Source organism: Streptomyces sp. GESEQ-35, assembly GCF_017948485.1.
Classification (GTDB): domain Bacteria; phylum Actinomycetota; class Actinomycetes; order Streptomycetales; family Streptomycetaceae; genus Streptomyces.
Map to the genome: position 1 here is coordinate 106,063 of NZ_JAFFSX010000023.1, position 24,371 is coordinate 130,433.

Sequence of the window (24,371 nt, forward strand, 5' to 3'; positions counted from 1 at the left end):
ACGCGGCACCTCCTGCCCGAAATCGGAAATTCTCAGCCGGTTACGAGCCCTCGGATTGCTCATGTCTTGGCTCGATACGCCCTCATGGCCAACGGATAGAACACCAGCGCGATCCCCGCAGCCCAGACCAACGACCACAGCACCGGCTCCGCCACCGCCCCACCCAGCAGCAGCCCCCGGAACGCATCCGACAGATGTGTCACCGGATTGACGTCGCTCCACGCCTGGAGCCACCCCGGCATGGTGTCCACCATGACGAACGCGCTGCTGGTGAAGGTGATCGGGAAGATGATGGTGAACGCGAACGCCTGTACCTTCTCCGCGTCCCCGGCGAGCATCCCGATCAGCACCGCGCTCCAGGACACCGCCGCCGCGAACACCACCAGCAGCAGCGCCCCGAGCAGGAAGCCGTCCAGTCCGCCGGTGATCCGGAAGCCGAGCGCCAGACCGAGGCCGATCATCAGCAGCATCGCCCACACATGCTTGGCCAGATCCGCGGTGATCCGCCCGATGAGCGGGGCGGAGCGGGCTATCGGCAGGCTGCGCAGGCGGTCGAAGACGCCCTTGGTGAGGTCTGTGTTGAGCGCCATCGCCGTGTACATGGTCATGAACAGGGTGTTCTGCACGATGATCCCGGGCAACGCGTACTTCAGATACGCCTCCGGCGACCCGGCCATCTGCCCGCCCAGCACGTAGGTGAAGAGGAACACGAACATGATCGGCGTGATGCTGTAGTCGACCAGTTCGAGCGGATTGTGCTTCACCGCGACCAGGCTCCGCCAGGCCATCGTGAACGTCTGCTGCAACCCGGCCAGTGGCGGCACACGGCCCGACTTGGTGATCGGTGCCGTCACAGTCGTCGCGGTCATGACCGGCTCACCGCCTTCTCCAACTCGCTGTCGGAGTCCCGTACGGCCGTGCCGCCGTTGCCCTCGGGCTCGCCGGGTTCGGCGCGGTGGCCCGTCAGGGCCAGGAAGACCTCGTCGAGCGAGGAGCGGCGCAGTGCCAGCTCGCGCACCGCGATGCCCTCACGGTCGAGCGTGCGCACCACGGCCGGCATCAGCGCGGGGTCCTTCACCGGGGCCGTCACCGTCTCGCCCTCTATCTGGGTCTGCGGACCGGCCGCCTCGGCGACAAGAAGATGCGCCCGCGCAAGATCCTGCGCCAGCACCGGCCGCAGTTGCAGCACCTGGCCGCCGACCTGCGACTTCAGCTGGTCCGGCGTGCCCTCGGCGATCACCCGGCCCTTGTCGATCACCACGATGTCGTCGGCGAGTACATCGGCCTCGTTCAGATACTGCGTGGTCAGCAGGGCGGTCGCACCGTCCGCGACCAGGCCCCGCAGCAGGTCCCACAGCTCACCGCGGCTGTGCGGGTCCAGGCCGGTGGTCGGCTCGTCCAGGAAGAGGATGCTGGGCCGGCCCACAAGGCTGGCCGCCAGGTCGAGCCGCCTGCGCATGCCTCCGGAGAACGTCTTCACGGCCCGCCCGGCCGCGTCCGTCAGCTGAAAGCGCTCCAGCAGCTCACCCGCCCTCGCCTTGGCCTCGCGCCGCGGCATACCGAGCAAGCGGCCGATGAGCAGCAGATTCTCGGTACCGGTCAGGTTCTCGTCCACCGCCGCGTACTGCCCGGTCAGCCCGACGAGGGCGCGGACGACTCCGGCCTCCCGGACCACATCGTGACCGGCCACATGGGCCCGGCCGGCGTCGGGGCGCAGCAGGGTCGCGAAGATCCGTACGGCGGTCGTCTTCCCCGCGCCGTTGGGACCCAGCAGCCCGAGCACCGAGCCCTTGCGGGCCCCCAGGTCGACCCCGGCCAGCGCCTCGGTCTCCTTGAACCGCTTGACCAGGCCTTCCGCCTCAATCGCATACGTCATGAGTCACCCCTCGACGTTCATGGACCCCGGCCTGGGCCCACCCTTCCCACAACTGTGACGCACGCCACTGACATTCCCCCCTTGCCCGGGTTCGCCCCGGGATGCGGCCACGTGACGGACCCCACCCCGCCAACCGTTCGTACGCCCGTAACAATGGACTGTGATCTCTCCGGTCTCCTCGATGCCCCGGAGCGCCCACCGGCACAGGCCGGAGGCGACTCCCTACGTCGACCTCACCCGCACGGAGTGGAGCGCGTTGCGCAACAAGACGCCGCTCCCGCTCACCGCCGAGGAGGTCGAGAAGCTGCGCGGCCTCGGCGATGTCATCGACCTCGACGAGGTGCGGGACATCTACCTCCCGCTCTCCCGGCTCCTCAACCTCTACATCGGCGCCACCGACGGCCTCAGAGGCGCCCTGAACACGTTCCTCGGTGACACCGGCGAAAAGGGCTCCCAGTCCGGCACACCGTTCGTCATAGGCGTCGCCGGCTCCGTCGCCGTGGGAAAGTCCACGGTCGCGCGCCTTCTTCAGGCCCTGCTCTCCCGCTGGCCCGAACACCCGCGCGTCGAGCTGGTCACCACCGACGGTTTCCTCCTGCCCACCAAGGAGCTGGAGGACCGCGGCCTGATGTCGCGGAAAGGCTTCCCCGAGTCGTACGACCGCCGCGCCCTCACCCGCTTCGTCGCCGACATCAAGGCGGGCAAGGACGAGGTCACCGCGCCCGTCTACTCCCACCTCATCTACGACATCGTCCCCGGCCAGAAGCTCACGGTCCGCCGCCCGGACATCCTGATCGTCGAGGGGCTGAACGTGCTCCAGCCCGCCCTCCCCGGCAAGGACGGCCGCACCCGGGTCGGTCTCGCCGACTACTTCGACTTCAGCGTGTACGTCGACGCCCGTCCCGAGGACATCGAGCGCTGGTACCTGAATCGTTTCCGCAAACTCCGCGACACCGCCTTCCAGAACCCGTCGTCGTACTTCCGCAAGTACACCCAGGTCTCCGAGGAGGAGGCCCTCGACTACGCCCGCACCACCTGGCGCACGATCAACAGGCCGAACCTCATCGAGAACGTGGCCCCCACCCGGGGCCGCGCCACCCTGATCATCCGCAAGGGCCCTGACCACAAGGTGCAGCGGCTGAGCCTGCGCAAGCTGTAGCCGGGCCCCCGGACGCAACGCAGGCCTGTTAAAAAGGCGTCATGCTGCATCTGCGCCTGATCACCCCGGCCGACAAGACCGACGACGTGGTCCGACTGATCGAGAAGACGGTCGGCGCCACGCACCTCGTGGTGATGCCGGGCGCCGCCCGCAACCCTGCGGGAGACGTCGTGATGTGCGACGTCGCACGCGAGGCGGGCGACGAACTCATCGGCGCGCTAAGGGCGTTGGACCTCGACAAGACCGGCTCGATCGCCGTCGAGAACATCGACCTGTCGCTCTCCAAGCGCGCCGAGAAGGCCGAGGACGAAGCACCCGGCGAGGGCGCGGACGCGGTCCTGTGGGAGCACCTCTCGGACGCGACGCACGAGGAGTCGACGCTGTCGATCACGTACGTCGCCTTCATCACGCTCGCCACGATGATCGCGGCCTGCGGTGTGGTCCTCGACAACGCGATCCTGATCGTGGGCGCGATGGCGGTCGGCCCGGAGTTCGGCCCGCTGGCGGGCTTCTCCACGGCGATCGTCCAGCGCCATCCGCGCCTCGCCCTGCGCTCCCTGACCGCGCTGCTGGTCGGCTTCGGGGTGGCGATGGCGGTGACGGTCGGTTTCAGCCTCTTCATGGACGCGATCGGTCAGTTCTCAGAAGGGCAGTTGGAGGACGACCGCCCCAACACGGCCTTCGTCTACGCCCCCGACGCGTTCTCCTTCATCGTGGCGGTCCTCGCAGGCATCGCCGGCACCCTGTCCCTGACCTCCGCCAAGTCGGGCGCCCTGGTAGGCGTCGCCATCTCCGTGACGACAGTCCCCGCAGCAGCCAACGCGGCAGTCGCCCTGAGCTACGGCGACACCAAACAGACCTGGGGCTCCACAGAGCAACTCCTGCTGAACCTGCTCGGCATCATCCTCGCCGGCACCCTGACACTCCTGGCCCAGAAATGGCTCTGGACAACACAACGCGGGAAGAGCAACGCCCTCTAGGGGCGCGGGGAACTGCGCGACAAGCCACAACGAGACCCGCAGCCCGCAACGAGACAGAACCCCCCGCCCCTACCCGGCAATTCAGCCCAACGCCGACTTCACAGCATCCGCAAGCCGCCCCGCCACAGACCGAGCCTGATCAATATCCGCGGCCTCAACCATCACCCGCACCAACGGCTCGGTACCGGACGGCCGCAACAACACCCGCCCGGTAGACCCGAGTTCACGCTCGGCCTCGGTAACCGCGTTGGCCAGCTCGGCAGAGGTCTTCACCCGCGACCTGTCAACGTCCGGCACATTGATCAGCACCTGCGGCAACCGCTCCATGACAGAAGCAAGATCCCGCAGCGTACGACCCGTACGGGCCACCTCGGCCGCCAACAGCAGCCCGGTCAGCGTCCCGTCACCGGTGGTGGCGTGATCGAGGATGATGACATGCCCCGACTGCTCGCCACCGAGCGCGTAGCCGTGCCGCTTCATCTCCTCCAGGACGTACCGGTCACCGACGGCGGTCTGAATGAGCGTCAGTCCCTCGCGTTCCAGGGCCAGTTTGAAGCCCAGGTTCGACATGACCGTCGCGACAACGGTGTGGGAGCGCAGTGCGGAACGCTCCCGCATCGCAAGCGCGAGTACGGCCAGGATCTGGTCGCCGTCAACCTCCTCACCGGCGTGGTCGACGGCGAGACAGCGGTCGGCGTCGCCGTCGTGGGCGATACCGAGCGCGGCTCCGTGCTCGACGACGGCGGCCTTCAAAAGGCCCAGATGCGTGGAGCCGCAGCCGTCGTTGATGTTGAGCCCGTCCGGCTCGGCACCGATGGTGATCACTTCGGCGCCGGCCTGCGAGAACGCCTCGGGCGAAACCCGCGCGGCAGCGCCGTGTGCCTCGTCGAGGACGATCTTCAGCCCGTCGAGGCGGTTCGGCAGCGCGGAGAGAAGGTGGGCGACGTACTGGTCGGCCCCTTCTTCGTACGTCCGCACCCGCCCGACACCCGCACCCGTGGGCCGGTTCCAGGGAGCGCCGGTGCGGTGCTCCTCGTAGACGGCCTCGATTCGGTCCTCCAGCTCGTCGGCGAGCTTGTGGCCGCCGCGGGCGAAGAACTTGATGCCGTTGTCGGGCATGGCGTTGTGGCTGGCGGAGAGCATCACACCGAGGTCCGCGCCGAGCGCGCCGGTGAGGTGGGCGACCGCGGGCGTCGGCAGCACACCGACGCGCAGGACGTCCACACCCGCGCTGGCCAGGCCCGCGACCATGGCGGCCTCCAGGAACTCCCCGGACGCACGCGGGTCTCGGCCGACCACGGCGGTCGGCCGGTGCCCCTCGAACGTGCCGGCCTCGGCCAGTACGTGCGCCGCGGCGACGGAGAGGCCGAGCGCCATCTCGGCCGTCAGATCCGCGTTGGCGACACCGCGCACGCCGTCCGTGCCGAAGAGTCGTCCCACTTGTCCTCCATACGTTCACAGTTCCCGGAAGGGGCTCAAACTTGAAGCCCTCTAAGAATCTGATGAAACCCCTGTTTGGAAAGCATCCGATCACGCCAGCCTTTGAGCGTCTTGTGTCGTTATACGCCTCTGGCTGTGATAAACGAACGCCCCGACGGCACTGTGGCGTGCCGCCGGGGCGTTCGGAGTACGAGCAGACGCCGCGGTGATTAGCGCTTGCTGTACTGCGGGGCCTTGCGAGCCTTCTTGAGACCGGCCTTCTTGCGCTCGACCGCACGGTCGTCGCGGCGGAGGAAGCCGGCCTTCTTGAGGGCGCCGCGGTTGTTGTCCACGTCGGCCTCGTTCAGTGCACGGGCCACACCGAGGCGCAGGGCGCCGGCCTGACCCGAGACGCCGCCACCCGCGATGCGGGCGATGACGTCGTAGCGGCCCTCGAGCTCGAGGACCTTGAACGGCTCGTTGACTTCCTGCTGGTGCACCTTGTTGGGGAAGTAGTCCTCAAGGGTGCGACCGTTGATCTTCCACTTGCCGGTGCCCGGGACGATCCGGACGCGGGCGATGGCGTTCTTACGGCGACCCAGGCCGGCGGCCGGCTGGGCCTCGCCGAATTGGGAAGCCATGGACTCCGAGGTGTACTCGCCCTCGACGGGCACCTCGGACTCGGTGGTGTAGCTCTCGATGTCGACGATCTCTTCGCCCTCGACGGGCGTCTCGACGGTGGTCTCGGCCACGATTCTCCTCAGATTCTCTTCAGTCTTAGGGGGTGGCCGGACTTACTGCGCGACCTGGGTGATCTCGAACGGAACCGGCTGCTGCGCAGCGTGCGGGTGGTTCTCGCCCGAGTAGACCTTCAGCTTCGTGAGCATCTGACGGCCCAGGGTGTTCTTGGGGATCATGCCCTTGATGGCCTTCTCGACGGCCTTCTCGGGGTTCTTCGCCAGCAGCTCGTCGTAACGGACGGAGCGCAGACCACCCGGGTAACCGGAGTGGCGGTACGCCAGCTTCTGGGTCTTCTTGTTGCCGGACAGGTGGACCTTGTCGGCGTTGATGATGATGACGAAGTCGCCCATGTCCATGTGCGGGGCATAGACCGGCTTGTGCTTGCCACGGAGGAGGTTCGCAGCGGTGGTAGCCAGACGGCCGAGGACGACGTCCTGGGCGTCAATGACGTGCCACTGGCGAGTCACATCGCCGGGCTTGGGGCTGTACGTACGCACTTCGTAGCCTTCGCTTCTTCAGTGGATGGGTCCTGACACATGGCATCACTGAAGCGATCGTGCAGCTGGGGACGACAATGCCGGGAACGTTGCCCGTATGCCGCCCACTGGTAACTGCTCCAGGGAACCTACGTAAGGGCCTCTCGCGTGAAAACGACCAAGCCGATACGCATAACGAACTTGAAGAGTACCCGCGCCGCCCCGGATGGGTCAAAACGACATCGCGGCCACTGGTCCCACCGTGACCTGTGAGACAGGCGGGCACACAGGTTGCCGTCCCGTCTAAGATGCGGCCCATGAGCTTTGGGCAGGGGGGTCCTCAGTCCCAGTGGGATCCCTGGAAACCGAATTCGCAGCAGCAGCCGTGGAGCGACGGCGACACCCGGACACCGGACTGGGCTGCACTCGCCGAGGCGTCGGAGACGCGCAACAAGCGTCGCAGACTGCTGCTCGTCGGCGGCGGCGCGCTGGCCACCGTCGCGATAGGCGCCGCGGTCGCCGTGGCCGTGGTGTCGGCGAACGGCGACAGTGAGGCGTCCGGCAACCCGTCCTCCCAGCTGCCGTCGACCGCGGACATCCCGAGCGCGTCCGGGACGGACCCGTCGTTCGCGCCGACCAGCGCGCCGCCGCCGCTGGATCCGAAGGACTTCATCGCCACCAAGAGCAAGGACACCGCTCCGCTCGGCGCGCAGATCCTCTTCCCGGGCACGCAGCTGACCATGGGCGAGACGGTGTACAAGAAGGGCCCGACGGCGGACACGACGAAATGTGCCTCGGCCGTCAACGATCAGGGCACCCTCGGCAAGATCCTCACCGCCAACGACTGCACCCGCCTCCTGCGCGTCACCTACCTCAAGGACGGCGCCGCGGTGACGGTCGGCGTGGCCGTCTTCGACACCGAGGCACAGGCGACGAAGGCCAAGGGGCAGGCCGACGACAAGAGCGTCATCGCGTCCCTGGCGGGCGGCGGCGTCAAGCCCTTCTGCAATGCCGCCCTGTGCCGCACGACCACCAACTCCTACGGCCGTTACGCCTACTTCACCGTCGCCGGCTTCTTCAACGGCAAGGACGTCACGACGAAGGACACGCAGGTTTTCCAGATCGGCGACGACCTGGCCGAGTTCACGTTCCGCCAGATCCGCAGGCGGGGCGAGGCCCAGGCCTCGGCGGCGGCGAACGAGTAACGCCGCACCCGCTCCCCCGTCCGCCGGAGCCTCCCGTACCGGGCGACAATCGCCGCACGTCGTGTCGGGGAGGGGGCGGGGGTCGTGCGGATGCGGGGCCGGATCGGGCTGCTCGGGGCCGCGGCAGGCGGCGCGCTGCTGGCCCCGCTGGGAGTGTGGGCCTGGCCCGACCAGGACGAGGGCGGGGCCGGACCCCGCGCGGTCCCGACCGATCTGCGGGACCGGGACCCCGGGGCGACCCCCGAGGCGCGCCGGGTGTACGCCATGCTCGCCCAGCTGGAGAACGCCGCGCGCCGCGGCCGCCCGAGCCGTACGGTGATCGGCCAGCACGTGGAGCTGCACAACGAGCGGTACAACGCGCAGTACGGCGACTACCGCGGCACCAAGGCGCCGGGCTACTACTACCGCAAGGCCCGCGACATCACCGGCCGCCTGCCCGGCTTCGTCGAGCTGGACCTCGGCCCCGGCTACGGCCAGCCCGGCTGGGCGGTGGGCCAGGCGCGCTCCTACTCCGGCGCATGGCCCAGCTGCCGCCCGTCCTGGGGGTACGTCGAGGACGCCGTGGACCTCGCCGTCGGCGTGTGGGCGGGACTGCCCAGGGCGGCCGACGGCTCGTACCGCACCTCCGGCACGCACCGTGAATGCGCGTCCGGAACCGAGGTCTCCCTGCCGCACAACGGGGGCGCTCCGGCGGGCCTGGTCGGGTTCTCCTTCCACCAGCCGTACCCGGGCAGCCCCGTCAAGGGCTTCGAGCAGACCCTGCGTCGCAACTCTCCCGCGGCGAAGGACCCCCGCTGGTTCACCCGGGTCGTGAGCCGGGGCACCGCCGAGCACAGGGACCTGCTGCGCGACCTCGCCTATCTCGCGGACCACCTGGGCTACCTCGCCGACCGTGGCGTACCGGTGCTGCTGCGGCCGTACCACGAAATGAACACGGCGCCGGGCCGCGGCTTCTGGTGGGCGGGCCAGGACCCGGCCGCCTTCCGGGAGCTGTGGCAGGTGACATACGACTACCTCGTGCACCGTCGCGGCCTGCACAACCTGATCTTCGTGTGGGCGCCGAACTCCTGGGACGGCACCTACGGCCGGGAACCCGGGGCGTACTACCCGGGCGGGCGCCATGTCGACATCGTCGGCGTCGACGACTACAGCGACACCCCGGCCGAGCCGTTCGGCCGGGGAGCCTGGACCGAGGTGTGGCACCGGGGCCTGGAGGAGTTCCGCAGGCCCCGGATCGTCTCCGAGTCCTTCCACGTACCGCTCAACGCGGCGCAGCCGAAGACCTTGGCCGGAACGCCATGGGTGCTGTGGACGGTGTGGGGGCAGGCACTGTCGTACGACAACGTCTCCGCGCCCCGGAAGAAGAACACCGCAGAGGACGTGAAACGGACGTACCACTCGTCTCGCGTGATCACGGCGCAAGACTTCACTTGATTAACTTTTGAACACATCTCCCTCACACCTGTTCCATGCACCCGACACGCATGCAAGTATCGTGCTCCTGTTCGGCCAATTTGTTTGGGCGCCTGGGGGGCATCTGAGCGGCGAGTGGCCGGCTAACGCCAACGAGGCGTTGAGGGGTGGGGATCCCAGAGTGAAGGTGCCGTGCTGCGCTCCGGCGTGCCACGGCTGAGATCTGTCGCTGCCTCAACGCACCACCGATCTCACGGGAGTTCCGCAGTCGTCATGGCATCGACACTGGTTGACGGGGGTGTGCCGCATTCGCGGCACAATCAGAAACTGGCCAAGCGCACGGCGGCTTGGCGGCCGGGAATTTTGCCGTTCCTCATTCCTCTGGTAGGGCTGCTCGTCTTCAGCCTCTGGTCGTACACACCCTCCGACTCACCGCTGGCCTGGCTGATCACCATCTGCTGGGCCCTGCCCGTCCCGGGTGTACTCGTGTCCATACAGGGCTTCGTCCTGATCCGCCGCCGTAACCGCAAGGCGCATCTGATGACCCCGCCCGCTCCGGTGGAGACGGATTTCCTGATCACGCTCGTGCCGACCATCGGCCGGCACGACACCTACCCGGCGCTGGAACGTTCCGTCTTGTCCTACGTGGAGCACCTCCCCGAGTGGTTCCCGTACATGCGGGTGGACGTCCTCACCGAGGAGGGCTGCGAGGCCGCCGACCGGATCGACGCCCTGGCGGCGACCAGCCCCCTGATCCGCGTGGTCACGGTCCCGAAGGTCTACCAGACCAGGAACGGCACCCGGTTCAAGGCCCGCGCCAACAACTACGCCCACGAGCTGCGCATCGAGGAGGGCGAGGCGCTGGAGAACGTCTGGGTGCTGCACATGGACGACGACACCGGCGTCGGCCCCGACACCGCGGCGTCCCTCGCCCAGTTCATCAACCGCCAGCGCCGGGCCACGCCCGACGAGGTCAAGCACATGGCGCAGGGCATCCTGACGTACCCGCGGGAGAACGCGGTCAGCATGTTCACGTGGTTCGCCGACGCCATTCGCCCGGCGGACGACATCGCACGATTCCGCGCCTTCACGGGCCTCGGCACGCCGGCCGCCGGCGTGCACGGCGAGCTCCTCGTCATCCGCGCGTCCATCGAAGCCGAGATCGGCTGGGACTTCGGCCCCAAGGAGATCGTCGAGGACGCCCGGCTGGCCCTGACCTTCTGCCGTATCTACCCGGGCCGCAGCGATTGGTTCAACGGCCGCTGCTACGGCGCCTCACCGGCCAACTCCAAGGACTTCATCAAGCAGCGCGAGCGCTGGGCCTGGGGCCTGGTCGCCCTCTGCTTCAACCGCAAGGTGCCGCTCCGTTACCGCTGGTTCCTGACCATCTGTGTGACGAGCTGGATCCTGGGCCCGCTCCAGCACGTCGGCACTGTGATCTTCCTGGGCTGGTTCATCGGCGACATGAACACCTCCCCCGTGACCCAGTCGGTCGTCGTGCTGTGGTCGATCAGCTTCGCCTATGTGATCTGGGCGTACTGGGAGGGCCTGCGGCTCAACGCGATCGCCTCGGCGAACGGCCGGCGCAAGTGGTGGGAGCCCTTCGCGGTGATCCTCATGCTGCCCCTGTTCTCCCTCATCGAGGGGATCGGCGGCATCAAGGGCCTGTGGAAGTTCATCCGCCGCGAGGAGAACAAGTTCGTCGTCATCGCCAAGCCCGCCTGACCCGGAAGAGACCGACACCTCATGAAGCGCGCCCGCTTGCCTCTGCTCGCCGTGCTGCCCGTAACCGTCATCTCCTTCGTGATCGCGGTCCCCTTCGTCGCCGGTGACCATCCGCTGCGCTGGGAGGCGGGCTCACTCCTGCCCGACCTCGTCCTCAACGGCGAGGACACCGGGCGGTCGGATGCCCCCGCCGACGGGACCACCGCCCCGGGCACCTCGACCCCGGGAGCCTCGGACATCGCCAAGGTGGACCAGGAATGGAAGGAGGGCATGCCGCAGTGGGGCGTCCAGCTCTACTGGGAGGACAACCCCAAGCACTCCACCGAGTACGTCGAGAAGCAGGCCAGACTGCACGCCGACTACCTGGTCGGTCTGCACGCCAACTCCGTCAGCGTGAGCTTCCCCTTCTTCACCGGCGACCTCGACTCCACCAAGATCAGCCAAGGTGGCAGGACACCCACGCCCGAGCGGCTCACCCGCGTCCTTCAGATCTTCCACGAGGCCGGGCTGCGCACGACCGTACGGCCGCTGATGGACGAGACGTCCCTCGATGTGGACAACGGCGGCTGGCGCGGAAAGATCGACCCCGCCGACCGCGACGCCTGGTTCTCCTCGTACAAGAAGTTCCTGACGCCCTACCTGAAGGCAGCGGAAGGTGAGCAGGCGGCGACCTTCGTCATCGGCACCGAGCTGAACTCCATGGAGGGCGACACCCGCTGGGACACCCTGGTCGCCTCCGCCGAGAAGACCTTCTCCGGCGAGGTCGCCTACGACGCCAACTGGGACAACTACGTCTCCGGCCGCATCAACATGCCGGTCAGCCACCTCGGCGTGGACGCCTACTTCCCCGTGAAGGTGGCCGACACCGCGCCCGTCGACACACTGGTGGACGGCTGGAACGACTGGCTGGACAAGAAGGCCACCGGCCCGCTGCCCAACATCACCATCGCCGAGGCCGGCATCGGCGCGATGAAGGGCGCCTACAAAGCACCCGGCGACTTCTACACCAAACGCGCGGTCAACCCCCAGGTGCAGGCCAACTGGTACACCGCCGTCTGCCAGGTCGTGCAGGAACGCCAGATGAGCGGCGTCTATTGGTGGTCGGTCTACTTCGACGACGACCCGAACTCGAAGCCGGACGACAAGGTCGCCTCCCGGCTCGACTTCGCCGGGCGCCCTCTCACCGAGAAAGCCATCAAGTCCTGCTTCACCTCTGATTACGCAGGCCCTGGGACCGACACCGCTAGCTGACCGAGCGAGGCAATCATGCAAGAAGCCATCATTTTGGTGGGCGGCAAGGGAACCCGCCTGCGCCCCCTGACGAACCACACCCCGAAACCGCTGCTGAACGTCGCGGGCTCGTCCTTCATCCGGCACCAGATAGCCAAGCTGATGGACGCCGGGGTCGAGCACGTGGTGTTCGCCACCTCATATCTCGCCAGTCTCTTCGAGGAGGAGTTCAGGGACTTCTCCCAGGAGCTGGAGATCTCCTACGCGGTCGAGAGCGTCCCGCTCGGCACGGGCGGCGCCATCCGCAACGCGGCCCGCCTGCTGCGCGGTACGTCGGATGCACCTGTTCTCATCCTCAACGGCGACATCCTGTCCGGCGTCGATCTGCGCGCCATCCTGGAGCACCACGAGGCGCACCGAGCGGATGTGACCCTGCACCTCACCCGGGTCGCCGACCCGCGCGCCTTCGGCCTGGTCCCCACCGACGAGACCGGAAGGGTGCTGTCCTTCCTCGAGAAGCCCAAGACGGCCGAGGAGTGCGTCACCGACCAGATCAACGCCGGCTGCTACGTCTTCAGCCGGTCCGTGCTGGACGCCATTCCGGCCGACCGCGAGGTCTCGGTCGAGCAGGAGACCTTCCCGCAGCTCGTCGCCCAGGGGCAGCGCGTTTTCGGCCACATCACGACCGACTACTGGCGGGACCTCGGCACACCGCTGGCCTTCGTCCACGGGTCCGCCGACCTGATCACCGGCACGGCGGCCTCTCCCCTGGTGGAGCGCCCGGCCGATGCCCTGATCCATCCCACAGCCACCGTCGACCCGACCGCCCGCATCACGGGCGGCTCGACGATCGGCCCGCACGCCGTCATCGGCGCACATGTGGTCGTCGACCGCTCCATCATCGGCGGGAACGTCACCGTGGCCGACGGTGCCCGGATCCACGAGTCCGTGGTCGACCACGACTCCTCGATCGGCAGCGAATCGTTCCTTCTCGAGGCCGTGGTGGGCTGCCATGCGCACGTCGGCGCCCAGAACGAACTGCCCGCCCAGCTCCGGCTGTCGTGCGGCATCCGCATTCCTGCCCAGGGTGTGCGCGTCAGCGGTACGGCTGTCGCCTGCCCGACGGTCCACTGAAGTCGCCGGCCCGCCCGGACAGTTACTGGAGAACCGTGACCCGCCATCGTTCAACGGCCGCGCAGACAGAGCCTCTTCGCAAGTACCGGCCGGACATTCAGGGCCTGCGTGCCGTCGCCATCATGATGGTGGTCAGCATGCACGTCGGCATACTCGACATCCACGGCGGCGTGGACGTCAGCTTCGTGCTGAGCGGCTTCCTCATCGGCAGCCAGCTCCTCGCCGAGATCGACAAGACCGGCAAGGTGTCACTGAGCAAGTTCTGGGCCCGCCGTATGCGGCGACTCGCCCCGGGCATGGCCGTCGTCATCCTCGCCACGGCGGCCCTGGCATGGGTCTACGGCAGCCCGCTCAGGTTCCGCGGCTACATGGAGGACGGTCTCGCCTCCGCACTGAGCATCATGAACTGGCGGCTCGTCGAGACGGGCACCGACTACTTCGCCAACGACGGAACCCAGTCCCCGTACCAGCACTTCTGGTCGCTGGGCATCGAGGAACAGTTCTATGTGGCCGCCCCGCTCGTCCTGTTCACCACGGTCTGGCTGAGCCGCACCGTCTTCCGCAACCGCGTCCTGGTGGGCCTGTTCCTCGTGGCCGTGGTGGGCGGGTCACTGTATCTGTCCGTCCAGCAGACCGCTTCGAACCAGCCCCTCGCGTACTTCGGCACCCACACCCGCATCTGGGAACTCACCTTCGGCATCCTGCTGGCCCTCGGTGCTCCGCTTCTCTCCCGAATGAATCGTGGGCTGGCGGCGTTCATCTCCTGGGCGGGACTGGCCACCGCGATCGGCACCGCGCTCCTCATCACCCCGGAAACCGCCTTGCCGGGATACGCCGTGGCCGGCCCCGTACTGGGCGCTTCCATGGTCATCGCCGGCGGGTGTGCCGCTCCCCGCCTGGGCGCGGAACGGCTGCTGAACAACCCGGTGTTCAACTCCGTCGCCAACGTCAGCTACGGCTGGTACCTCTGGCACTGGCCGATCCTCATCCTCTGGCCGGACATCACCGGCCACGAGCTCTCCTACTCGGACCGGTTCCGTGTCGCCTCGCTGTCGCTGATCCTGGCGTACGCCATGTTCTACATGGTCGAGGCCCGCTTCCGGAACAACCCCCAGCTGGTGGCCCGCCCCTGGAAGGGAATCTTCGCCGGCGGTACGGCCGTTGCGGGCACCGCCGCTGCCGCGGCCTTCGCCATGACCGCGCTCCCGCTGAACCTCTCGACCACGGCCGTCGCCGCGGACGGGACCGTCGGCTACTCCGGCCCGGATTCGGTGAGGAATTCCGTGCCCCAGACGAAGCTCTCCAACGTCGCCCAGAGCTCTCTGCCGAAGTCTCCCGACGACAAGACCCACTACGGCTGTATCGACAACACCGATGTCACCGAGTTCGTCATGCGCGACAACTGCGTCATCGGAGACCCTCAGGGGAAGGCCTCGATCGTCGTGATCGGCGACTCCCACGCCTGGCAGTGGGGCGACGCCTTCCATGAGATCGGGAAGAAGCTCAACGCCAAGATCATCACCATGGCGAAGGGCGGCTGCTCCCCCGAGGTCTACTCCATCAAGAACCCCGAGCTGAACCGCGAGTACTCCGAGTGCGACAGCTGGCGGGAATCGGCGTTCGAACAGCTCAAGAGCCTCAAGCCCGATGTCATCGTCGTCACCAACCGTGTCCGCCAAGAGGCGCGCGAAGCCGGCGCCGAAAAGGCCTTCCAGGTCTTCGAGGACACCGGCGCCAAGCTGGTCTACCTCACGGACACCCCGCAGCCCGGCAGGAACGTACCGGACTGTCTCGCCACCCACACCGACGACATCTCGGCCTGCAATCCCGCACAGGACCAGGCCATCGAGTATCCCGAGTACCGGGCGATGGAGCAGAAGGTGGCCAAGCGCCACGGCGCCGAAGTCATCGACACCCTGCCCGCGTTCTGTGCCGACAACGTATGCCCGACGGTGATCGCCGACCAGATCGTCTACTTCGACTCGAGCCACATCACGGCAGGCTACGCAAAGACGCTGGTTCCCTATCTCCAGCCGACCCTGAAAGCGGTCCTGGCCGACTGACCCCCCTCACCCGCAACACCCCGCCGACGGCAACGTCCGCTTGTTCCGCGCCTCCCTGTTCCGCGCGGCCAGCAACTCGTCGGCGGGGTAACCGACTTCCTCCAGCGTCAGCCCATGCGGCCGTACGACGTGCACGGCGGAGTCGCGTACGCCGGCGGCGAGCACCTTGCCGGGCCAGTCGGCCCCCCGATGCCCGTCCCCCACGAACAGCAACGCCCCGATCAACGACCGCACCATGTTGTGGCAGAAGGCATCGGCCCGAACCGTCGCGGTGATGATCCCGTCGTCGCCCCGCACCAGGCTCAGCTCCTGAAGGGTACGAATGGTGGTCGCCCCCTCCCGCTTCTTGCAGTAGGCGGCGAAGTCGTGCTCGCCCAACAGCCGCCCCGCCGCCTCGTTCATGGCGTCGACGTCGAGCGGCCAGTCGTGCCAGAGGACATGGCTGCGCAGCAACGGATCAACACCACCCGGATTGTCGGTGACGCGATACGCATACCGCCGCCAGACAGCCGAGAACCGTGCGTTGAAGCCGCTGGGCGCCTCCCGCAGGGCCCACACCCGAACATCCTTGGACAGCCGCCCGGCAAGCCGCTTGAGCAGCTTCTCGTGATGCTCCCCCCACACCTCCCGAGGCAGATCGACATGCGCGACCTGCCCCCGCGCGTGCACCCCGGCATCGGTACGCCCGGCCACGGTCAGCTCATACGTCGTGTTCCCCGACCGCGTGACAGTCCGCAGGGCATCCTCGATCTCCCCCTGCACGGTCCTGCGCCCACCGGCCTGCTTGGCCCAGCCGGAGAACTCGGTCCCGTCGTACGACAGGTCGAGCCGGACACGGACGTAACCGGGCTGAACTTCGTCACTCACCCCTGGATCCTTTCAGGTACACAAAAGCGGGCCCGCCCCTCGAAAGGAACGGACCCGCTGAGCGCCCCGTAAGGGGCGCGGGGAACTGCGCGAGCAACCACGACGGCGCCGCAGCCAAAGGACAGCCTTACGCGTCCTTGGACTCCTCGTCGGCCTTGGTCACGTCAACCTTGGCGTCCTCGACCGGAGCCTCAACAGCAGCCTCGCTGTCCTTGGCGGCACGCTTCGTCGCCGCCTCGGCCTCACCCGTCGCAGCCTGTGCAACGGTGAGCGCCTCGACCAGCTCGATGACAGCCATGGGCGCGTTGTCGCCACGGCGGTTACCGATCTTGGTGATGCGGGTGTAGCCACCCGGACGGTTCTCGTAGCGCGGGCCGATCTCGGTGAAGAGCGTGTGCACGATGCTCTTGTCCGTGATCACCTGGAGCACCTGACGGCGGTTGTGAAGGTCGCCGTTCTTCGCCTTGGTGACCAGACGCTCGGCGTACGGCCGCAGACGGCGGGCCTTCGCCTCGGTGGTGGTGATACGGCCGTGCTCGAACAGCGCCTTCGCGAGGTTCGCGAGAAGCAGCTTCTCGTGCGCGGCACCGCCGCCCAGACGGGCACCCTTGGCGGGCTTCGGCATGGTTCTTCTCCTGTGTGTCTGCCCCGGCCGTATCAGGTACCGGGGTCAGTATCCGAGCAGACGGTCGTCTGTCGGAGATCCGGGGTCCGCTGACGCGAACCCCGGAGGTGGAACCGATCAGTACTGCTCGGTCTCCACAAAGCCGGCGTCCGCGTCGTCGTCCGCGCCGAACGCGTCCGCAGCAGCGGTGGGGTCGAATCCGGGCGGGCTGTCCTTCAGGGCCAGGCCCATGCCGGCCAGCTTCGCCTTGACCTCGTCGATGGACTTCGCACCGAAGTTACGGATGTCCAGCAGGTCGGCCTCGGAGCGCGCAACCAGCTCACCCACGGAGTGGATGCCCTCACGCTTGAGGCAGTTGTACGACCGAACGGTGAGCTCCAGCTCCTCGATCGGCAGGGCGAGATCAGCGGCAAGGGCGGCGTCCGTGGGGGACGGGCCCATGTCGATGCCCTCGGCGTCGATGTTCAGCTCACGGGCGAGACCGAACAGCTCGACCAGGGTCTTACCGGCGGACGCCATGGCGTCACGCGGACGCATGGCCTGCTTGGTCTCGACGTCGACGATCAGCTTGTCGAAGTCGGTCCGCTGCTCGACACGCGTGGCCTCGACCTTGTACGTGACCTTCAGCACCGGCGAGTAGATGGAGTCGACCGGGATACGGCCGATCTCCTGGCCCACCTGCTTGTTCTGCACGGCGGAGACATAACCACGGCCACGCTCGACCGTGAGCTCCATCTCCAGCTTGCCCTTGCCGTTGAGCGTGGCGAGGACGAGGTCGGGGTTGTGCACCTCGACACCGGCCGGCGGCGCGATGTCGGCGGCGGTGACCAGACCCGGACCCTGCTTGCGCAGGTACATCACGACCGGCTCGTCGTGCTCCGAGGAGACGACCAGCTGCTTGATGTTGAGGATCAGGTCGGTGACGTCCTCCTTGACGCCCGGCACGGTGGTGAACTCGTGCAGGACACCGTCGATCCGGATGCTGGTGACAGCAGCGCCGGGAATCGAGGAGAGGAGGGTACGACGGAGGGAGTTGCCGAGGGTGTAGCCGAAGCCCGGCTCCAGCGGCTCGATCACGAACCGGGAGCGGAACTCGTCTACGACCTCTTCGGTCAACGAGGGACGCTGAGCAATCAGCATGTTGCGATCCTTCAGTCATGGGCGCCCGCTATTTGACGCCCTACTGCTACTGCAAGGGTACGGGCGATACGCCTCCGAAGAGCCGTACCGCCCGAAAGCCCAAAAACTACCGGCCGTGCGTCAGACGCGGCGGCGCTTCGGCGGACGGCAGCCGTTGTGCGGGGTCGGGGTGACGTCCTGGATGGAGCCGACCTCAAGACCGGTCGCCTGGAGCGAACGGATGGCGGTCTCACGACCGGAACCCGGGCCCTTGACGAACACGTCGACCTTGCGCATGCCGTGCTCCTGGGCGCGGCGGGCAGCCGACTCGGCGGCCATCTGCGCGGCGAACGGCGTGGACTTCCGGGAGCCCTTGAAGCCGACGTGGCCGGCGGAGGCCCAGGAGATCACGTTGCCGGACGGGTCCGTGATGGAGACGATCGTGTTGTTGAACGTGCTCTTGATGTGCGCGTGGCCGTGAGCGACGTTCTTCTTTTCCTTGCGGCGCACCTTCTTGGCAGCGCCCTGACGACCCTTGGGGGGCATCTATAACTCCTACGGGGAGGTGGTCGGTCCTACAGCGAAGACCGCTGATGAAGCGTTGTCCGCTGCGGACTACTTCTTGCCCGGCTTCTTCTTACCGGCGATGGCGCGACGCGGGCCCTTGCGGGTACGAGCGTTCGTGCTGGTGCGCTGACCGCGGACGGGCAGACCACGACGGTGACGGAGGCCCTGGTAGCAGCCGATCTCCACCTTGCGGCGAATGTCGGCCTGGACCTCACGACGGAGGTCACCCTCGGTCTTGATGTTGTTGTCCACGTACTCGCGGATCGCGACGAGCTGCTCCTCGGAGAGGTCGCGAACACGGGTGTTCGGGTCGATGCCCGTTTCCGCCAGCGTGAGCTGCGAAAGCGTCCGGCCGATGCCGAACACGTAGGTCAGGGCGACCTCCACGCGCTTTTCGCGCGGGATGTCAACACCGGAAACGCGTGCCATTCAATGGCTCCAGTTGTCGTTCGGAGGTCTGACGCGGAACCGACTCCCAGCCGCCGGCCTCTTCACGCTGTTCAAAAGATGCAGCCAAAGATTAGGTACGAACTGGGTCCCCGGCCTCCGACCGGGGGTATCAGGCCTGATGAGTCTCAGCCCTGGATTCCGCGTATGAACATGTACTGCTTACGTCGCGCGAAGTCTGCGGATGCAGAGGTTCGGTCTTGCGTCAGCCCTGGCGCTGCTTGTGGCGCGGGTTCTCGCAGATGACCATGACCCGACCGTGACGGCGGATCACCCTGCACTTGTCGCAGATCTTCTTGACGCTCGGCTTGACCTTCATTGGTGAGGTTCTCCGGGTCAGTGCCACCACCCCGGCGAGCCGGGGCACAGGCAAGATCTACTTGTAGCGGTAGACGATCCGGCCACGCGTCAGGTCGTACGGAGACAACTCCACCACGACCCGGTCGTCAGGGAGGATGCGGATGTAGTGCATACGCATCTTGCCGCTGATATGTGCCAGGACCTGGTGGCCGTTCTGGAGCTCGACCTTGAACATGGCGTTCGGAAGAGACTCAACGACAGTGCCCTCGATCTCGATGGCACCTTGCTTCTTGGCCACGCTTCGCCCTTCGAATCGACTACCTTGATCGACTCCCTTGCGGGGCGCATGCAGGCATGCGGGTGCACGAGAGCCGACGAGTCAGTCTACGTCAGCGCACCCGGAAAGACGAATCGTGGAAGTCTGCCCCGGCAGGCAGATCATTAAGCGCCCGGGACTGAAGCGCCCCGTAAGGGGCGCGGGGAACTGCGCGACAAGCCCCCACCGGGCTGCGGTCGCCACACAACAGGAACCCGCCCCCCATTGGGCGCTCAGCCCAGCGGATCCGGAGCAGCAACGACCCCGTACTCAGCCAATTTCGCCCGCCCCCCGTCGGGAGACGTCAGCACCAGCGGCCCCTGCTCGGTCAGCGCGACGGAGTGCTCCCAGTGGGACGACCACGTACCGTCCGTGGTGACAACCGTCCAGTCGTCCGCGAGGACCTCGGTCTTCGGGGTGCCCAGGGACACCATCGGCTCGATGGCAAGGCAGAACCCGGGCACCAGCTTCGGCCCCTTGCCGCGCCGCTTCTCGACGTAGTTCAGCAGATGCGGGTCCATGTGCATCTCCGTGCCGATGCCATGACCGCCGTAGTCCTCGATGATCCCGTACCGCCCGCCGCCGGGCTTGGGCTGCCGGCGGATGTACGTCTCGATGGCACGGGAGACGTCCACAAGACGGGACCCCTGCTTCATCGCCGCGATGCCGGCCCACATCGACTCCTCCGTCACCCGGGAGAGCTCGACCAGTTCCGGAGCATGACCGGAGCCGACGAAGACGGTGTAGGCCGCGTCACCGTGCCAGCCCTCGATGATCGCGCCGGCGTCGACGGAGATGATGTCGCCGTCCTTGAGGACGACCTCGTCGGACGGGATGCCGTGGACCACGACCTCGTTCACGGAGGTGCAGATGGTGGCCGGGAAGCCGCCGTACCCGAGGAAGTTCGACTTCGCTCCGTGCTCCGCGAGGACCTTCCGCGCGACCTCGTCCAAGTCCTTCGTGGAGGCACCCGGCACAGCCGCCTCCCGCGTCGCCGCGTGAATCGCGGCAACGACCAGCCCCGCCTCACGCATCTTGGCGATCTGCTCAGGGGACTTGATCTGGACCATGGCGGCGGGGGCCTTTCTGGAACGGGGAGAAAAGGGGCTGCTCCAACAACCATACGTGCGCGGTCTGCGTCCGCTCTCACGCAGGAGCCGCGGCCCCCCGACAGGGAACCGCGGCTACAGCAACGTACGAATGACTACTTCTCGACGCCCTCGCGCTTCAGCGCTTCCAGCGCGCGACCGGTGACCTCGTCCACCGGGCCCATCGCGTTGATCGTCACGACCAGGCCCTGCGTCTTGTAGTAGTCGATGATCGGCTCGGTCTGCGTGTGGTAGACCTCGAGTCGCTTACGAACCGTGTCCTCGGAGTCGTCGTCGCGCTGGTACAGCTCGCCGCCGCAGACGTCGCAGACACCGGCCTGCTTCGGCGGGCTGTACGTCACATGGAACACATGCGCGGAGTCCCTGCGGCAGATCCGCCGCCCGGCGATCCGCTTCACGACCTCTTCCTCGGGTGCTTCGAGGTCCAGGACCGCGTCCAGCTTGACGTCCTCGGTCTCCAGGACCTCGTCCAGCGCCTCGGCCTGCGAAACATTGCGCGGGAAGCCGTCGAGCAGGAAGCCGTTCTCCGCGTCGGGCTGCTCCATGCGGTCCTTGGCCATCGCGATGGTGACCTCGTCCGGGACCAGGTTGCCGGCGTCCATGTAGGACTTCGCGAGTTTGCCGAGCTCCGTCTGCTGGCTGATGTTCGCGCGGAAAAGGTCGCCCGTGGAGATGTGCGGGATGCGCAGCTTCTCGGCAAGGCGCGAGGCCTGCGTACCCTTACCGGCGCCCGGCGGCCCGACGAGGACGATTCGCATCAGCGGAGGAACCCTTCGTAATTGCGCTGCTGGAGCTGGCTCTCGATCTGCTTCACCGTCTCGAGACCGACACCCACGATGATCAGGATGCTGGTACCGCCGAAGGGGAAGCTCTGGTTTGCCCCGAAACCAGCCAACGCCACTGTCGGGACGAGAGCGATCAGACCCAGATACAGCGAACCCGGCCAGGTGATCCGATTGAGTACGTAACTCAGGTACTCAGCGGTCGGTCGGCCAGCCCGGATGCCCGGGATGAAGCCACCATACTTCTTCATGTTGTCGGCTACTTCTTCGGGGTTGAAGGAGATAGCCACGTAGAAGAACGCGAAGAACACGATGAGCAAGAAGTACATCGTGATGTAAATCGGGTGGTCGCCCTTCACCAGGTGTGACTCGATCCACGTCTTCCAGCTCGAGTTGCCACCGGAGAACTGAGCGATCAGCGCCGGGATGTAGAGAAGTGACGACGCGAAGATGACGGGAATCACACCCGCCTGGTTCACCTTCAACGGAATGTAGGTGGATGTACCGCCGTAGGACCGGCGGCCGATCATGCGCTTCGCGTACTGCACCGGGATACGGCGCTGGGCCTGCTCCACGAAGACCACCAGGCCGACCATGAACAGGCCGACGAGGATGACGGTGCCGAACTCGATCCAGCCGTCGGCCAGGGTGCCCTGCTGCTTGATGGCCCACAGAGCTGACGGGAACGTCGCGGCGATCGAGATGAACATCAGGATCGACATGCCGTTGCCGATGCCGCGGTCGGTGATGAGCTCACCGAGCCACATCACGGCGGCCGTACCGGCGGTCATGGTGATGACCATGGTGATGGTCACGAAGATCGACTGGTCCGGAACGATCTCGCCGGCCACGGGGCAGCCCTGGAAGAGTGCGCCGGTGCGTGCGGTGGCGACCAGGCCGGTGCCCTGCAGAATGGCCAGTGCCACGGTCAGGTAACGGGTGTACTGCGTGATCTTCGCTGTGCCGGCCGAGCCCTCCTTCTTCAGGGCCTCGAGCCGCGGGATCACCACCGTCAGCAGCTGCAGGATGATGCTCGCGGTGATGTACGGCATGATGCCGAGCGCGAAGATCGTGATCTGCAGCAACGCACCGCCGCTGAACATGTTCACCAGACCGAACAGCCCCTGGTTGCCCTTGGCCACGTCGATACAGGTCTGGACGTTCTGATAGTCGACACCCGGGATCGGGATGTGCGTACCGATCCGGTACACCACGATGATGCCGAGCGTGAAGAGCAGCTTCTTGCGCAGGTCGGGCGTCTTGAACGCCCGGGCGAACGCGGTGAGCACGGTGCCTCCTGCGACCCCCGCGCTACTGCGTCAAGGGTGACGGTTGTGAGCTTCCGATGGATAACGACATATGTAACGGTCAACTGCCGCTCTGAGTGCCTCATGCGACGCACTCAGTAAAAGTTGGCAGTGCAGGCCACCTTACCCGCGGGACTGCCACCCTTGGAACGACCAACCGGGGATACCCCATTTGTGGGGTATCCCCGGTCGGGATCGCTCAAGTCATCGAGACGCCTGTGGTGTTCAGACGAGCTCGGTGACGGTGCCGCCGGCGGCGGTGATCTTCTCCTTGGCGGAGCCGGAGACGGCGTCGACCGTCACCTGAAGCGCCACGGAGATCTCGCCCTGGCCGAGCACCTTGACGAGGCTGTTCTTGCGAACGGCACCCTTGGCGACGAGACCCTCGACGGTGACCTCGCCACCCTCCGGGTACAGCGCGGACAGCTTGTCGAGGTTCACGACCTGGAACTCGGTCTTGAACGGGTTCTTGAAGCCCTTGAGCTTCGGGAGACGCATGTGGAGGGGCATCTGCCCGCCCTCGAAGCGCTCCGGAACCTGGTAGCGGGCCTTGGTGCCCTTGGTACCACGACCGGCCGTCTTGCCCTTCGACGCCTCACCACGACCGACACGGGTCTTGGCGGTCTTGGCGCCGGGGGCCGGACGGAGGTTGTGGATCTTCAGCGGGTTGTTCTCCGCCATGATCAGTCGACCTCCTCGACCGTCACGAGGTGGCGGACGGTGTGCACCATGCCGCGGAACTCGGGGCGGTCCTCCTTGACGACCTGCGTGTTGATGCCCTTGAGACCAAGGGAGCGCAGGGTGTCACGGTGGTTCTGCTTGCTGCCGATGTACGACTTCGTCTGCGTGATCTTGAGCTGTGCCATTACGCAGCACCAGCCCCGGCACGCGCACGCAGCAGAGCCGCGGGAGCGACGTCCTCGAGGGGCAGACCACGGCGGGCCGCGATCTCCTCGGGACGCTGCAGACCCTTCAGGGCCTCCACGGTCGCGTGCACGATGTTGATCGCGTTCGACGAGCCGAGCGACTTCGACAGGATGTCGTGCACGCCCGCGCACTCGAGCACGGCACGCACCGGGCCACCGGCGATAACACCGGTACCGGGGGAAGCAGGCTTGAGCAGGACGACGCCCGCAGCCTTCTCGCCCGTGATCGGGTGCGGGATGGTGCCCTGGATACGGGGGACCTTGAAGAAGTGCTTCTTGGCCTCCTCAACACCCTTGGCGATGGCGGCCGGCACCTCCTTGGCCTTGCCGTAACCGACACCCACGGTGCCGTCACCGTCGCCCACTACGACGAGCGCAGTGAAGCTGAAGCGACGACCACCCTTCACAACCTTGGCGACGCGGTTGATCGCGACAACGCGCTCAACGTACGCGGTCTTCTCGGCGGCAGCTGCGCCGCCGTCACGGCCCTTCCGGTCCCGCCGCTCGCCGCCACCGGCACCGCCACCGCGGCGCTGGGGTCCAGCCATTGGAATTACCTCTCTTCGTTTTCCGCTAGCTACGAAC

26 protein-coding genes are annotated in these 24,371 nt (G+C 66.9%); 8 read left to right on the plus strand and 18 right to left on the minus strand.

Annotated elements, in window-relative coordinates; translation table 11 throughout:
- Window positions 1–59 precede the first annotated feature (59 nt).
- Together KCH87_RS34705 and KCH87_RS34710 are read right to left on the minus strand one after the other, a co-directional pair.
- Window positions 60–869, minus strand: coding sequence for an ABC transporter permease (locus KCH87_RS34705; protein WP_210591591.1), 810 nt, complete (start codon window positions 867–869; stop codon window positions 60–62).
- A complete protein-coding gene (locus KCH87_RS34710) occupies window positions 866–1,876 on the minus strand; it encodes an ATP-binding cassette domain-containing protein (RefSeq protein WP_210591594.1) in 1,011 nt (336 codons plus the stop codon). Before KCH87_RS34710 ends, KCH87_RS34705 begins: the two co-directional genes overlap by 4 nt.
- Window positions 1,877–2,057: 181 nt before the next feature.
- On the opposite strand from KCH87_RS34710, the gene coaA reads away from it, so the two are divergent.
- Window positions 2,058–3,035 (plus strand): type I pantothenate kinase, encoded by a 978-nt coding sequence (coaA, locus tag KCH87_RS34715; protein ID WP_247197257.1) that lies wholly within the window; start codon window positions 2,058–2,060, stop codon window positions 3,033–3,035.
- A 41-nt stretch (window positions 3,036–3,076) separates the two neighbouring features.
- Window positions 3,077–4,015 carry a DUF389 domain-containing protein gene (locus KCH87_RS34720; protein ID WP_210591600.1) on the plus strand — a complete coding sequence of 313 codons (939 nt, stop codon included), beginning with the start codon at window positions 3,077–3,079 and terminating at the stop codon, window positions 4,013–4,015.
- An 81-nt stretch (window positions 4,016–4,096) separates the two neighbouring features.
- Here the strand turns inward: KCH87_RS34720 and glmM are convergent, their stop codons facing one another.
- From glmM to rplM, 3 genes are all read right to left on the minus strand, one after another.
- Window positions 4,097–5,455, minus strand: coding sequence for a phosphoglucosamine mutase (gene glmM, locus KCH87_RS34725; protein WP_210591604.1), 1,359 nt, complete (start codon window positions 5,453–5,455; stop codon window positions 4,097–4,099).
- 209 nt (window positions 5,456–5,664) lie between these two features.
- Complete coding sequence (gene rpsI, locus KCH87_RS34730) at window positions 5,665–6,186, minus strand: 30S ribosomal protein S9 (RefSeq protein ID WP_210591607.1); 522 nt, start codon at window positions 6,184–6,186, stop codon at window positions 5,665–5,667.
- Between the two features lie 42 nt (window positions 6,187–6,228).
- Complete coding sequence (gene rplM / locus KCH87_RS34735) at window positions 6,229–6,672, minus strand: 50S ribosomal protein L13 (protein WP_210591609.1); 444 nt, start codon at window positions 6,670–6,672, stop codon at window positions 6,229–6,231.
- Window positions 6,673–6,968: 296 nt separating this feature from the next.
- On the opposite strand from rplM, the gene KCH87_RS34740 reads away from it, so the two are divergent.
- The 6 genes from KCH87_RS34740 to KCH87_RS34765 all read left to right on the plus strand — a co-directional run bounded on the left by KCH87_RS34740 (window position 6,969) and on the right by KCH87_RS34765 (window position 15,421).
- On the plus strand, window positions 6,969–7,856 hold the full coding sequence (locus KCH87_RS34740) for a hypothetical protein (protein ID WP_210591612.1): 888 nt from the start codon (window positions 6,969–6,971) through the stop codon (window positions 7,854–7,856).
- Window positions 7,857–7,946: 90 nt separating this feature from the next.
- Entirely contained in the window at window positions 7,947–9,290 is a 1,344-nt protein-coding gene (locus KCH87_RS34745; protein ID WP_247197277.1) for a glycoside hydrolase family 26 protein, read from the plus strand.
- Window positions 9,291–9,542: 252 nt separating this feature from the next.
- Complete coding sequence (locus tag KCH87_RS34750) at window positions 9,543–10,994, plus strand: glycosyltransferase family 2 protein (protein ID WP_247197258.1); 1,452 nt, start codon at window positions 9,543–9,545, stop codon at window positions 10,992–10,994.
- A gap of 21 nt (window positions 10,995–11,015) precedes the next feature.
- A complete protein-coding gene (locus KCH87_RS34755) occupies window positions 11,016–12,245 on the plus strand; it encodes a hypothetical protein (RefSeq protein ID WP_210591617.1) in 1,230 nt (409 codons plus the stop codon).
- A 15-nt stretch (window positions 12,246–12,260) separates the two neighbouring features.
- A complete protein-coding gene (locus KCH87_RS34760) occupies window positions 12,261–13,358 on the plus strand; it encodes an NDP-sugar synthase (protein WP_210591619.1) in 1,098 nt (365 codons plus the stop codon).
- A 35-nt stretch (window positions 13,359–13,393) separates the two neighbouring features.
- Window positions 13,394–15,421, plus strand: coding sequence for an acyltransferase family protein (locus KCH87_RS34765; RefSeq protein ID WP_308298992.1), 2,028 nt, complete (start codon window positions 13,394–13,396; stop codon window positions 15,419–15,421).
- A 6-nt stretch (window positions 15,422–15,427) separates the two neighbouring features.
- On the opposite strand, the gene truA is transcribed toward KCH87_RS34765, so the two are convergent.
- From truA to rpsE, 13 genes are all read right to left on the minus strand, one after another.
- Window positions 15,428–16,288: a tRNA pseudouridine(38-40) synthase TruA gene (truA, locus tag KCH87_RS34770; protein ID WP_210591622.1), complete on the minus strand. Its 861-nt coding sequence runs from the start codon at window positions 16,286–16,288 to the stop codon at window positions 15,428–15,430.
- A 127-nt stretch (window positions 16,289–16,415) separates the two neighbouring features.
- Window positions 16,416–16,913: a 50S ribosomal protein L17 gene (gene rplQ, locus KCH87_RS34775; protein WP_210591624.1), complete on the minus strand. Its 498-nt coding sequence runs from the start codon at window positions 16,911–16,913 to the stop codon at window positions 16,416–16,418.
- A 117-nt stretch (window positions 16,914–17,030) separates the two neighbouring features.
- Window positions 17,031–18,053, minus strand: a complete 1,023-nt coding sequence (locus KCH87_RS34780; RefSeq protein WP_003966937.1) for a DNA-directed RNA polymerase subunit alpha — start codon at window positions 18,051–18,053, stop codon at window positions 17,031–17,033.
- 120 nt (window positions 18,054–18,173) lie between these two features.
- On the minus strand, window positions 18,174–18,578 hold the full coding sequence (gene rpsK, locus KCH87_RS34785; protein WP_003956432.1) for a 30S ribosomal protein S11: 405 nt from the start codon (window positions 18,576–18,578) through the stop codon (window positions 18,174–18,176).
- A 69-nt stretch (window positions 18,579–18,647) separates the two neighbouring features.
- Complete coding sequence (gene rpsM, locus KCH87_RS34790; RefSeq protein ID WP_053753917.1) at window positions 18,648–19,028, minus strand: 30S ribosomal protein S13; 381 nt, start codon at window positions 19,026–19,028, stop codon at window positions 18,648–18,650.
- A 223-nt stretch (window positions 19,029–19,251) separates the two neighbouring features.
- Window positions 19,252–19,365 (minus strand): 50S ribosomal protein L36, encoded by a 114-nt coding sequence (rpmJ, locus tag KCH87_RS34795; RefSeq protein ID WP_003998809.1) that lies wholly within the window; start codon window positions 19,363–19,365, stop codon window positions 19,252–19,254.
- Between the two features lie 57 nt (window positions 19,366–19,422).
- Complete coding sequence (gene infA / locus KCH87_RS34800) at window positions 19,423–19,644, minus strand: translation initiation factor IF-1 (RefSeq protein WP_003948620.1); 222 nt, start codon at window positions 19,642–19,644, stop codon at window positions 19,423–19,425.
- Window positions 19,645–19,895: 251 nt separating this feature from the next.
- Window positions 19,896–20,732 carry a type I methionyl aminopeptidase gene (gene map, locus KCH87_RS34805; RefSeq protein ID WP_210591626.1) on the minus strand — a complete coding sequence of 279 codons (837 nt, stop codon included), beginning with the start codon at window positions 20,730–20,732 and terminating at the stop codon, window positions 19,896–19,898.
- A gap of 134 nt (window positions 20,733–20,866) precedes the next feature.
- Complete coding sequence (locus KCH87_RS34810; protein ID WP_210591628.1) at window positions 20,867–21,529, minus strand: adenylate kinase; 663 nt, start codon at window positions 21,527–21,529, stop codon at window positions 20,867–20,869.
- Window positions 21,529–22,842 (minus strand): preprotein translocase subunit SecY, encoded by a 1,314-nt coding sequence (secY, locus tag KCH87_RS34815; protein ID WP_210591630.1) that lies wholly within the window; start codon window positions 22,840–22,842, stop codon window positions 21,529–21,531. The genes KCH87_RS34810 and secY overlap by 1 nt, the downstream gene beginning before the upstream one ends.
- A 243-nt stretch (window positions 22,843–23,085) precedes the next feature.
- The gene (gene rplO, locus KCH87_RS34820; protein WP_031041533.1) at window positions 23,086–23,541 is read right to left on the minus strand and encodes a 50S ribosomal protein L15; all 456 of its coding nucleotides are present in this window, start codon (window positions 23,539–23,541) and stop codon (window positions 23,086–23,088) included.
- Between the two features lie 2 nt (window positions 23,542–23,543).
- The gene (rpmD, locus tag KCH87_RS34825) at window positions 23,544–23,726 is read right to left on the minus strand and encodes a 50S ribosomal protein L30 (RefSeq protein WP_005481207.1); all 183 of its coding nucleotides are present in this window, start codon (window positions 23,724–23,726) and stop codon (window positions 23,544–23,546) included.
- A complete protein-coding gene (rpsE, locus tag KCH87_RS34830; RefSeq protein WP_013001409.1) occupies window positions 23,726–24,334 on the minus strand; it encodes a 30S ribosomal protein S5 in 609 nt (202 codons plus the stop codon). Before rpsE ends, rpmD begins: the two co-directional genes overlap by 1 nt.
- Window positions 24,335–24,371: the final 37 nt, after the last annotated feature.